We start from the raw sequence: 10,697 nt of genomic DNA, 5'->3' as shown, positions 1-10,697 counted from the left end.
CCAGCCATCGAAAACACTGGCTGTCAACGAGAAAAGCGAGGTATGTTTGTACTGTAAAACAATAACAACACACAAAAACACACATTATGAAAACTGGAATAATCATCCCTTGCTACAACGAAGAAAAGAGACTTAACACAAACGCATTTGTGTCATTCATTAAAGAAAACAGCGATTATCATTTATGTTTTGTAAATGACGGAAGTAAAGATAAAACGCTAGAGGTTCTTTATAGTATGAAAGAACAAGCGCCTAATGCAATAAGCATTGTAGATGTAAAAAAGAACTCTGGTAAAGCAACAGCTGTAAGAGCAGGAGCTAGATTCTTATATAGCAAGTCTACTATCTCTACGATAGGATTTATGGATGCAGACCTCTCAACAGACTTCAGAGATTTTAAGGACCTCGTTAAAACTCTGAAGACTGAGGGAAAGCTCGTAGTATTCGGTTCTAGAAACGCTTTAGGAAGCGGTACGATAGAACGCAACTTTATGAGAAACATGTTTTCAAAATTTGTGAAGCAGTTTATCTTACTAATCTTAGGATTACCTATAAGAGACACGCAGTGTGGAGCAAAAGTATTTACAAGAAGCATCGTGCCTGTAGTATATGACAATGCTTTTACTAGCAGATGGTTATTTGATGTTGAGATCTTCTTACGTCTTAAGAGCTACCTAGGAAAAGAAAACACAATGAAGAACATCTTTGAGCAGCCACTTATGAGATGGGTACACGTAGATGATTCTAAGTTAGGAATGAAAGACGCTTTACAAATCCCAATGAATCTTACACAAATCTGGATGAACTATGCTTTTCAAAGCAATACAGCAGCCAGCGCAATCCCTACAGAATTTGCATTAGACACTATGTCTCAAGAATTTTCTATAGCAGCATAATAATTACTGTTTCCTAGTCCCCATAAAACATCATTTATCCACATCAAACCTACTATTATGAACATCTATCCAATAAAATTTGAGCCTATCCTTCAAGAAAAAATCTGGGGAGGATCTAAACTACAATCGGTACTTAACAAGAAATGTACTAGCGATACGACTGGTGAGAGTTGGGAAATATCTGGAGTAGAAGGAAATATATCGCAGGTAGCAAACGGATTATACGAGGGAGAATCACTGGTTTCTCTTTTAGAAAACCACACAAGTGAATTTGTAGGAGCTGCAAATTATGAGCGTTTTGGAAATGAGTTTCCGTTGCTTATAAAGTTTTTAGATGCAAAGACAAATCTTTCTGTACAAGTACACCCAGATGATGAGATGGCACAAAGAGATCATAACTCATACGGTAAAACCGAAATGTGGTATATCATGGACCATGAAGAAGAAGCAGAGATCATATTAGGTCTTAAAGATAAAAACGCAAATACAGAAATCTTACGTGATGTGACAGGAGATAATGTATATGACGTATTTAATAAAGAAAAAGTAACAAGAGGTGATGCATATTTTATTCCTGCAGGAAAGATACACGCCATAGGAGCAGGTGTACTGGCAGCAGAGATACAGCAAACCTCAGATATCACCTATAGAGTTTATGACTGGGATCGCACAGATAAAGAAGGTCAAAAAAGAGATTTACACCTTGACCAGTCTGTTGCTGCGACAAGAGAATTTTATGAAGAGTGTAAGAAAGAGTGTAAAACGGAAGGAAATACTTCATCAAATGTGGTAGCCTGTGATTACTTTACTACAAATGTGTTACGAGTAAATAAAACTTTTGAGAAATCTTATGCAAACCTTGACTCTTTTGTAATCCTTATGTGTGTTGAGGGTTGTGCCTCAGTAACCGTAAATAATAAGACAGAGATTGTATTTAAAGGTGAGACCATCTTACTTCCAGCAAATTCTAAAGAAGCTTTTTTCTTTGCAAAGGATGCTCAATTTCTAGAAGTATATATTGATTAATAAATTAAATCTGTACGCAAATTCCTTAGTAAATCTAGGATGTACGTTGTTGTTATTGTTACTTCTATTAGATCAAGCAATACTAAGGTTACGTAGAGATTATATAATAAATCCTCATTGTCATCGGACTGTGAGGATTTTTTGCGTCATCATAATTTATTAGAAAGGTCCTAAGTGATTATATGAATTAATAATACTTGTAATAGTTACGCTTTCGCGAAAGCGTACTATACATAAAAAATAATCTGATGTATAGAAAAACAAAAGCCCCATACAACGTATAGGGCTTTAACCAAATAAACAAACCAATCAATCAATTATTCCATAATCATTTTTTAAGGGTTAATAGTATTCTTTCTGCGCACTAATGCAATAAACACTAGTCCAGCAATGAGTATGAAAACAAACGCCATAATAGGCGGAAATAAGCTAGCGCGATGTGCTGTTACTTCAGTGAAATTTTTACCATCTACTCGCAGTGATAAGGTGTGATTATTATCATCATTAAGTACAAAGTGTTTCTTATTAAACCCATCTTTAAGTAGGATTAATGCACTCTGGCTTTTGTGAATATCTACAAACGCTGTGTTTTCTATAACTGCACTTTGTATAGTGGTAGGCACTCCAATCACTTTAAAAACTACCTTAGTTTCATGCCCTAATTGTACAATGCCGTTTAATAACAATACTTCTTTATTCTCGTCAAAACGTATGTGCAGGTTGTTCTTAATATGAGTAAGAACCATTTCTTTAAACTCCTCTGGAGTGGTATAAGGCGTGTCTGAAAAATGCGTGTTTATTTCTTGCTGAAAAGCAGTGAGAGATGCACTCACTTGTAGCACCCATGTTTGATCTTCTTGCTGCACTAACATTGTAGTGGAAGCGTCTGATTGATGTGCAAGTGCTTTAAAAGAAAAACACAATACGCATAGAACAATCAATAACGATTTTAGTTTTTTTCTAGTTTGCATAAGCACCGTTTAAACAGTTAATAAAGTTATTTGCTCCAGCTGCATCTACATGGTAATGATATCCTCTCACATCATCCTCATGACCTCTACAAGCATCTAGGTCGCTAGGCTCGTTACCATCACTATTAAGTTGTGCATATAGTCCATGTCCATCAAGTGCATAGCCTATCATTGCAGCATGTCCATCATCTTGTACTAGCTGGGTCGTAACTCCTGTCGCTGCATGATAGTGATAACCTGCGTTGAGATTAATGTGACCTCCAGCATCATCAAATGGTGCTAGTGTATATGCTCCTAGTATTGCATCTGTAGGTGCTGGTGCGTCAAAAACTACTCCGTTAAAAGCTACACCTCTCTGCGATGGTCCATTGCCTCCCATAGGACCTCCGCCACCAAAATTAATAGAGCTAGCAACTCGTTGAGGTGTTACAGGGATGAGGTACGTTCTTGTGAGGTCTGCCACATAAGAGGGTAAACATTCTACACAAAAATTCTCATACTCTTCTCCCACATTAGGGTTTGCGGCATTTGCACAGTCTTCTAGTGAGTCTGTGGTATAAATATCACCGTTGTCGTCATACATAAGCCATGTAGTGTCATTGTAAAAGGAAGCCATATTCTCAATAAATGCTCCATCTACATCATATACTTGACCGTTTTCTAGCCAGATTCCTCCTGCCTCAGCATCATCTGCAATATTATCTGGACACCATGGGCCCATATTGTGATCTGCTGGTGTACTTGTAACAACAAGTTCGTAGCAATCTGTAGTTACTCCGTTAGATAAAGTACACGGTACGGTGGTAATAGTAACAGAATTGTCACTAGTATAAAATAGTGATGCATCTACATCTATTACGACACCATCTGTATCTGTAGTTTCTCCTGTTTGAGTTGCATTATCGTCGCTTGAGCAAGAGTTGCATCCTATTAATATCATTGAGGATATAAATAATCCTATGAGTGGTAATTTTGAGAAGTATGACATATTTTTTTGATTTTATTGGTTGAGGTTTTCTTGAAGTTAGATGGGAGTGATGTTTGTTTTTTAAAAGCTCTGTAATTACTCACAGAGCTTTTGGCTAATTAAAAACAATTCACTTTTTACATATTACTTTTTTTCTCTGCGTTGTGGTTTTGGTGCTTTTTTAAATTCTTTTTCAGAGATGAAACCATCTTCGTTTGTATCTACTTTATCAAAGTCATTTTTTAATGGACCTTTTATTTCAGATTTTGCAAGTTTGCCATCTTCATTCTTATCCATTTGCTCCAATAGTTCAGCATACGTAGGTGGTTTTTTTCTATCGTTTCCTCGTTGTGCCTGTGCCATTGAAACACTTGCAAATGCTACACAAAATATAGCCGTTATTACCGCCGTTTTAAATTTCATAGTTTTCATATTTCTAGTTTTATGTTACACTTATTTGACATCAAATGTACTAGGTTGTTTAATGGTTATGAGTCACTTTAAGTGAATGAGCGCTAGTTTTCTGTGAATGGCATTATCTAGCCTTTTTTTTATAATTTGATACTGTGTAAATGCCCTTATTCTAGCCTATAATAGCTATTCATAAAGGTTTCTTTGATTTGTTTGATGCGTTGTTTTCTTAGATAAATAAGTTGAATTAGCGCATAAAAAAAGCTGGATAATGATTTCTCATTACCCAGCTTTCTATAAATGTTTTGTTGCTCTTTACAAAGATCATGTTTTAGTAAGTTACTCGAGTTTTAATGCCTTTATATCAGTAATGAGTTGAGCAATGGATGATCTATTTAAGCCATTATATATCCCTCTTATGTGCTTATTACTATCAATGAGGAGAAAATTTTCTGTGTGAAGGAAGTCGTCTATTGTTTTTTCTTCTCCTAAGTCATTTTCTACAAAATAGAAGTCTCTTCCTAGTGAGTATATATCTTTCTTATCTCCAGTAACGAGATGCCATTTATTATCTATAACACCATTGTTTTCGGCATACTTTTTTAAGACTTCAACTGTGTCTGAGGTAGGCATCACGGAGTGAGATAGCAATACTACGTTTGGGTCGTCTTTAAATGCTTCTTGCACCTTGAACATATTATCTGCCATTTGCGGGCAAATACCTGGACACACAGTAAAAAAGAAGTCTGTTACATAAATCTTATTATCAAATGTTTTTTGAGTAATAGTTTCCCCTAGCTGATTAGTAAGCGTAAAATCAGGAATTTTATGAAAGTCTTTTTCTTCTTCTGATCTTGGTACAATCCAGTTAGGTGTAAATGACTTCTCATTATAATAGGGTAGGTATTCTGTTCTACTAGTTTCTACTACTTTGACGTTTTCCTTCTTCACTTCTTGATTACAACTAGTGAAAGAGGTAATTGCTAGAAGTACCAAGAGGCTCATTAGTTTATTTTGTGATAATAACTTCATCTTCTAATTTATAACAGGAGTTAGCTTTTCTCATTCCAAAAATTCGCCCATTACGAGCTTCATAATTCACGTATAATGTTCCGTTCTCAAGCCAAGCTTTTTGTAATCCGCTTTCTTGTCCATTGACTAATTTCCTTTGCTTCGCAAGCACGCCAGTAGCATACCATTCTCTTTCTACACCTTGCTTCACTCCTTTAGTGTAATTGGATTGTGAAGCCAGAACTCCATTTTCCCACCAGCTTTTATAAATACTATCTAGCCGATTGTTTTTATAGTAAGATTCAATACGTAGTGTACCATTTTCAGACCATTTTTGAGCTATTCCTTCTCGTTTACCTTGGATATATCCTATTTTCTCGGCAAGTGTATCGTTAGGATAAAACCTTAGTGAGTATCCAGAAAATAATTCGTTATTATAATACCAAGCACCTTCTAGCGGATTCAAAACCAGCTCTTTTTTTAATACCTCTATGTCGCTGATAGTTTTAGGTTTAACAGAATGTATAGCAATATCCATTTCCTGTAACGAATTGTCATTACAAGAAATTAATAGGATGCTTAGTATGATAATAAATGATCTAATAAACATGATTTAGTATCCTTGGTAAGGTCCAGCAAAAGCGATATATGAGCCAGTGTTAGAATATAATTCGTTAATAATGTGGTAGTGATATTCCTCATCTCCTTGTGTAAATTGTGTGGTAGTCGTGTGTCCTCCAGATGCATCTAGATCTATAGGATACGTTCCTGTAGCATCACATTTTCTACCATAAAGGAAAACACCGTCTAGCAATACACCTACAAGGTTATCATCATCATTTGTAAATGCTTTTGGTTCTAGGTGATAGTGATATACACCAGGCCCTATGTGAGCTCCTGTCCAGTCTAAACTTGCTGCAGCTTGATCTAGCGCACCGTTTCCTTCTTGATCATTAAATATTGATGCACCACTCACTGCAATACCAATAGTATTTAATTGCGTCATAACAGTGCTACCAGTTAGGTTAGGCGTACCATCTACAGTAATAGTTGTTGCATTATTATTACTAGTCATAATAGAAGGCGTCACGGCAACGTCTGGCTCTTCTCTATACAAGGAATTGCCTTCTCCCCAGTATACGGTCTCGTGGTTAGGTAAACCAGTAGTCTCAATCACTACGTTAGATCCATCAATATAAATGGTAGTTGCTTCTGTGTCAAATGCAGTGTATGCCTGGTGAAGCTCTGTAAGTGCAACTTCATCATCATTATTTGATGCTGTTGTCACATCTCCCTCATCACTACTACATGCGAGAATAGTAATTGCAGTAGTTGCTACAATTACGGATAGCGGGACGATTTTGTTCATTAGATTCTTTGTCATCACAAATGGAGTTTTAGCTGTTATCATTAAATCTGAATCTTAGAAAAATCATTACGTAAAATTCTTAAATTCAGTCTTTTGTTGAGTTAAATGTACGTCTTAAAGTGATTTTGATTTGCTATCATTCAGCGAACCACCGTAAGTTTTAAGTGAATGACCGTAATTGATAGTTGAGTGCCGATTCTAAGCACTCAAAAATGGCTCATATTGAGAACTGTTACTTAAGAATAGCTTTAATTTGCGGTATGAAAAGAGCGTCTTACATTCTAATACAGATTATATTTTGGGCCGTCGTTTGGTACCTTATGAGTCTTAATCAAAGAAATACTAGTCAGTTTATTCTTGATACAATACCTACATTTCTATTTCAAATAGGTGCGATAATCTTTGCTACTTATTATCTAATACCACGTTTTCTTTTTACTAAGAAATACCTCTATTTTTTGGCAATCTCCATTCCTTTATTATTAATTTTTGCCTACTTATCTTCTCTTTTTATTAATCCTATAAACCCTGAAGATATAAGGCCTATGGGTCCAAGAAGGCCTTCGCCAGTACTGTTACATTTTCTAGCAATCGCCCTGGCATTTATATTTAATATTCTTATTGAGACTTTTATTTACGTACAAGAAAAGGAAAAGATGATCGCTTTCGCGAAAGCGGAATTATTAGAAAATGAGCTTAAAATGCTTAAGATGCAGATCAATCCACATTTTCTATTTAATGCGCTTAATAATATTTATGCACTTTCTGTAACAAACTCAGATAAAACCCAAGAAAGTATAAGTACGCTTTCTGAAATGTTGCGATATGTCATCTACGATTGTGAGCGACCGAAGGTTACTTTACAGAAAGAGGTCGAATATATTGAAAATTACATTGCTCTTTTTAAGTTGAAAAGCAGCAAACCTTTTAATATTTCGTTTGAAAATAATGTGACTAATGCGGGAATGTTTGTAGCTCCTATGTTATTTATACCTTACATCGAGAATGCTTTTAAACACAGTGGTATAGAAAAAGGAGAGGAGCGATTTATTAAAATTGTTCTTAGTGCAAGTGATAACCAGATTGAATTCATAGTAGAAAATAGTATTCCTGAAACACCACAGCATATCGATGGAGTAGGGGGAATAGGATTACAAAATGTAGAAAAAAGATTAAACATCTATTACCCAGGGAAACATACCTTACATATCCGGACAACTCCTAATTATAGTGTACACCTTAAAGTAACCGTGCAATGAAAAAGTTAAGATGTATCATCGTAGACGATGAGGAACTAGCAAGAACACTACTTACGACATACGTGGCTAAGGTTGCCCATATGGAACTACTGGCTTCATTTGAAAATCCATTACATGCATTATCATATATCAAGGAAAACGAGGTAGACCTTGTCTTTATGGATATACAGATGCCAGAACTTAAAGGAACCGATTTTGCCGAACTTATCATAAACGACAATATAAAAGTAATATTTACTACTGCATACTCAGAATATGCTCTCAAAGGATTTGAGCTTAATGCCCTAGATTATTTAGCTAAACCTATCACTTTTAAACGTTTTCTAGTAGCAATCAATAAGTTTCCTGTGGTAAGCAAGGAAGCAAAGACTTCGCTAGTAATAAAATCTGGTTATGACTTGCATAGAGTGCTTTTTCAAGATATTCTATACATAGAAAGCGATAGTGAGTATGTAAATTATCACCTTGAAGATGGTAAGAAGATTATGGCAAACCAATCATTGAGTAAATTATTAAATGAATTGCCTTCTCAATTTATAAGAGTTCACAGATCTTATATTGTAAATAAGAACAAAATCACTAGTCTTAAAGGTAGGTCTTTAATGCTTTCTCATACAGAGATACCTGTAAGTGATAGTTATTTTGAAACCGTCAAAAACACTGTTTTTAATAAGTAATATCAAGGGCTATAAAACAAAAAGGGTCAACATAACAGCTGTTAAGTTGACCTTTTTTGTTGTAGTTACGTTGGCTTCTTAAATAGCTAACTGCAATAACTCAAATGGTAAATCTACCCCTTGATCTTTAATGGTGTTGATTCTATGTAGATAAGCTGCACCTTCTAATAAATGAGTAGCAACATCTGCAACTTTTCTGTTTTTAGCTTCGCTTAAATAAGAATTTTTTGTCCACTCATTAAAAGCGCCCATTGCTGGGCCACACCAGATTTGATAATCCATCACTCTATCTGGAGTACCTGCATTTGCCCAGTTGGAAGAGAGTCCTAAATACCATCTAAAAATTAAGGCCATTTTGCGCTTTGGATTTCCTTGCGCTTTTTCTATTTGCTCAGGATCTCTTTCTTCAAAGAAACTCACACAACCATCCCAAACTTGTTCTAGTGACATTTTAAAAGTTTTAGTCTCCAGTTTAAGTCGTTCTTCTGCTGGGATATCATCAATCCCGTCATAGCGCGTGTAGACCTCATAAAGTTTCTTTGCTCTCGCACCAAACAAGGTTCCACGTTTCAATACTTGCAATTCTACACCTAGTTCAAACATATCTGACGCTGGAGCCATCGTCACATCTGTAGAGGCTACTTTAGACAGTAATTCCTTCACTACATCAGAAGTTCCAGACTCTACACAGGCCTGATTAATCGATCCAGTTACTACATAAGCAGCTCCCATAGAAAAAGCGGCTAGGGCAGAAGCTGGAGTTCCTATTCCTCCTGCGGCGCCCACTCTAATTTGTTTTTTGTAGTTATATGTTGCCTGTATTTCATCTCTCAGTTGTAAAATGATAGGAAACAACACCACAAGAGGACGATTATCTGTATGCCCACCAGAATCTGCTTCCACAGTAATATCATCTGCCATGGGTACTTTTTGAGCAAGCTCATATTGTTCTTGTGTGATGCTGCCGGCAGCCAATAATTTGTCTAAAAACTGAAGCGGAGCAGGGGACATAAAACGTTGTGCGACTTCCTTTCTAGAAACCTTACCTATTACTTTATTGCCTATCACAATTTCGCCTTGAGCGTCAAGACTCAAACCTACAGCTCTATACTTTACAATTTGCTCAGATAAATTCATATAAGCCGAAGCTTCTACCACTTTTACACCGTGCTCTATATACAAGTTTACAGCGCCTTCTTCTAGCGCTTTCTCTATAGGACTGTGGATAAGATTACACGCATAAGCTTGCGTAGGTAAGGCTGTCTGAATGGTCGCAATTGCTTCTTTAACACGAGCAGGAATCATCCCAGCAGCTCCAAAAGAACCTATCATCTCGTTCTTTCCTAAAGCGATTACCATATCTGTAGAGGCAATTCCATTTGCCATAGCGCCTCCTTTGTAAGCATATTTTAACTGGTAATCTTCTTTAAACGAAGTGTCCCCAAAATCGGCAGCAGTAAATGCGGGTACGATGGCTTTTAAAAACAACCCCTTTCCTTCAGAGAGGATAGTACCAGTATTTGTAACGCCAGTGCGACCTGATAAATCCTCAACAATATAACAAGGAGTAGCAGTATTTTTTAATTTTTCAGACATTCCTTGGATGTCAAATGAAATCTCTCTCGGAGATCCTATCCATTTTAAGTCAATCATTTCTTATTTTTTATTTCAGCACTTATGTGAAAATCTTATGTTTTTTGACGCGCTGTGTGTTGTTTTAAAAATTAATCATTGAATAAGCTTTCCCCAATCCTAAGGGGTGGCTTATTCATTTTCGTTGATTTTTGCTCCTTTCAGGGCGGGGAAACAAAAATTCACCCAATAAGCTTTCCCCAACCCTAAAGGGTGACTTATTCATCATCTTTGATTTTTGCTCCCTTTAGGGAAGGTGAAACAAAAATTCATCGAATTAGCTTTCCTCAACCCAAAAGGGTGACTTACTCTTCATCTTTGATTTTTGCTCCCTTTAGGGCGGGGAAACAAAAAATCAGTGAATAAGCTTTCCCCAACCCTAAAGGGTGTCTTATTCTTCATCTTTGATTTTTGCTCCCTTCAGGGCGGGAAACAAAAATTCACTCAATAAGCTTTCCCCAGCCCTAAAGGGTAACTT

At 36.3% G+C, this 10,697-nt stretch carries 11 protein-coding genes; 4 read left to right on the top strand and 7 right to left on the bottom strand.

Translation table 11 applies throughout. The features are described 5' to 3' along the window. Nucleotides 1–86: 86 nt before the first annotated feature. Together SJY37_RS14075 and SJY37_RS14070 are read left to right on the top strand one after the other, a co-directional pair. Nucleotides 87–896, top strand: coding sequence for a dolichyl-phosphate beta-glucosyltransferase (locus tag SJY37_RS14075; protein ID WP_298327643.1), 810 nt, complete (start codon nucleotides 87–89; stop codon nucleotides 894–896). A gap of 57 nt (nucleotides 897–953) precedes the next feature. After that, complete coding sequence (locus SJY37_RS14070) at nucleotides 954–1,922, top strand: type I phosphomannose isomerase catalytic subunit (RefSeq protein ID WP_298327646.1); 969 nt, start codon at nucleotides 954–956, stop codon at nucleotides 1,920–1,922. Nucleotides 1,923–2,257: 335 nt separating this feature from the next. Here the strand turns inward: SJY37_RS14070 and SJY37_RS14065 are convergent, their stop codons facing one another. From SJY37_RS14065 to SJY37_RS14040, 6 genes are all read right to left on the bottom strand, one after another. Beyond that, the gene (locus SJY37_RS14065; protein WP_013751883.1) at nucleotides 2,258–2,893 is read right to left on the bottom strand and encodes a hypothetical protein; all 636 of its coding nucleotides are present in this window, start codon (nucleotides 2,891–2,893) and stop codon (nucleotides 2,258–2,260) included. After that, the gene (locus SJY37_RS14060) at nucleotides 2,883–3,881 is read right to left on the bottom strand and encodes a YHYH protein (protein WP_298327651.1); all 999 of its coding nucleotides are present in this window, start codon (nucleotides 3,879–3,881) and stop codon (nucleotides 2,883–2,885) included. The genes SJY37_RS14065 and SJY37_RS14060 overlap by 11 nt, the downstream gene beginning before the upstream one ends. Before the next feature lie 123 nt (nucleotides 3,882–4,004). Next, complete coding sequence (locus tag SJY37_RS14055) at nucleotides 4,005–4,292, bottom strand: EF-hand domain-containing protein (RefSeq protein WP_298327654.1); 288 nt, start codon at nucleotides 4,290–4,292, stop codon at nucleotides 4,005–4,007. Nucleotides 4,293–4,610: 318 nt separating this feature from the next. Then, nucleotides 4,611–5,276: an SCO family protein gene (locus SJY37_RS14050; protein ID WP_298327657.1), complete on the bottom strand. Its 666-nt coding sequence runs from the start codon at nucleotides 5,274–5,276 to the stop codon at nucleotides 4,611–4,613. A 4-nt stretch (nucleotides 5,277–5,280) separates the two neighbouring features. Beyond that, nucleotides 5,281–5,892, bottom strand: coding sequence for a toxin-antitoxin system YwqK family antitoxin (locus SJY37_RS14045; RefSeq protein ID WP_298327660.1), 612 nt, complete (start codon nucleotides 5,890–5,892; stop codon nucleotides 5,281–5,283). Between the two features lie 3 nt (nucleotides 5,893–5,895). Further along, nucleotides 5,896–6,666, bottom strand: a complete 771-nt coding sequence (locus SJY37_RS14040; RefSeq protein ID WP_379953249.1) for a YHYH protein — start codon at nucleotides 6,664–6,666, stop codon at nucleotides 5,896–5,898. 305 nt (nucleotides 6,667–6,971) lie between these two features. On the opposite strand from SJY37_RS14040, the gene SJY37_RS14035 reads away from it, so the two are divergent. Next, nucleotides 6,972–7,910, top strand: a complete 939-nt coding sequence (locus tag SJY37_RS14035) for a sensor histidine kinase (protein ID WP_379953248.1) — start codon at nucleotides 6,972–6,974, stop codon at nucleotides 7,908–7,910. Continuing rightward, complete coding sequence (locus SJY37_RS14030; protein WP_379953247.1) at nucleotides 7,907–8,587, top strand: LytR/AlgR family response regulator transcription factor; 681 nt, start codon at nucleotides 7,907–7,909, stop codon at nucleotides 8,585–8,587. Before SJY37_RS14035 ends, SJY37_RS14030 begins: the two co-directional genes overlap by 4 nt. Nucleotides 8,588–8,665: 78 nt before the next feature. Here SJY37_RS14030 and SJY37_RS14025 read toward each other — a convergent pair whose 3' ends face one another. Beyond that, on the bottom strand, nucleotides 8,666–10,240 hold the full coding sequence (locus tag SJY37_RS14025; protein ID WP_379953246.1) for a PfaD family polyunsaturated fatty acid/polyketide biosynthesis protein: 1,575 nt from the start codon (nucleotides 10,238–10,240) through the stop codon (nucleotides 8,666–8,668). Nucleotides 10,241–10,697: the final 457 nt, after the last annotated feature.

This window comes from Dokdonia sp. R78006 (assembly GCF_042466145.1).
Lineage (GTDB): Bacteria > Bacteroidota > Bacteroidia > Flavobacteriales > Flavobacteriaceae > Dokdonia.
This window is presented reverse-complemented; position numbering and strand designations above follow the sequence as displayed.

Bases quoted from the DNA above. Each gene is read 5' to 3' on its own strand.
- SJY37_RS14075 (WP_298327643.1), top strand. From the start codon at position 87: ATGAAAACTGGAATAATCATCCCTTGCTACAACGAAGAAAAGAGACTT.
- SJY37_RS14070 (WP_298327646.1), top strand. From the start codon at position 954: ATGAACATCTATCCAATAAAATTTGAGCCTATCCTTCAAGAAAAAATC.
- SJY37_RS14065 (WP_013751883.1), bottom strand. From the start codon at position 2,893: ATGCAAACTAGAAAAAAACTAAAATCGTTATTGATTGTTCTATGCGTA.
- SJY37_RS14060 (WP_298327651.1), bottom strand. From the start codon at position 3,881: ATGTCATACTTCTCAAAATTACCACTCATAGGATTATTTATATCCTCA.
- SJY37_RS14055 (WP_298327654.1), bottom strand. From the start codon at position 4,292: ATGAAAACTATGAAATTTAAAACGGCGGTAATAACGGCTATATTTTGT.
- SJY37_RS14050 (WP_298327657.1), bottom strand. From the start codon at position 5,276: ATGAGCCTCTTGGTACTTCTAGCAATTACCTCTTTCACTAGTTGTAAT.
- SJY37_RS14045 (WP_298327660.1), bottom strand. From the start codon at position 5,892: ATGTTTATTAGATCATTTATTATCATACTAAGCATCCTATTAATTTCT.
- SJY37_RS14040 (WP_379953249.1), bottom strand. From the start codon at position 6,666: ATGACAAAGAATCTAATGAACAAAATCGTCCCGCTATCCGTAATTGTA.
- SJY37_RS14035 (WP_379953248.1), top strand. From the start codon at position 6,972: ATGAGTCTTAATCAAAGAAATACTAGTCAGTTTATTCTTGATACAATA.
- SJY37_RS14030 (WP_379953247.1), top strand. From the start codon at position 7,907: ATGAAAAAGTTAAGATGTATCATCGTAGACGATGAGGAACTAGCAAGA.
- SJY37_RS14025 (WP_379953246.1), bottom strand. From the start codon at position 10,240: ATGATTGACTTAAAATGGATAGGATCTCCGAGAGAGATTTCATTTGAC.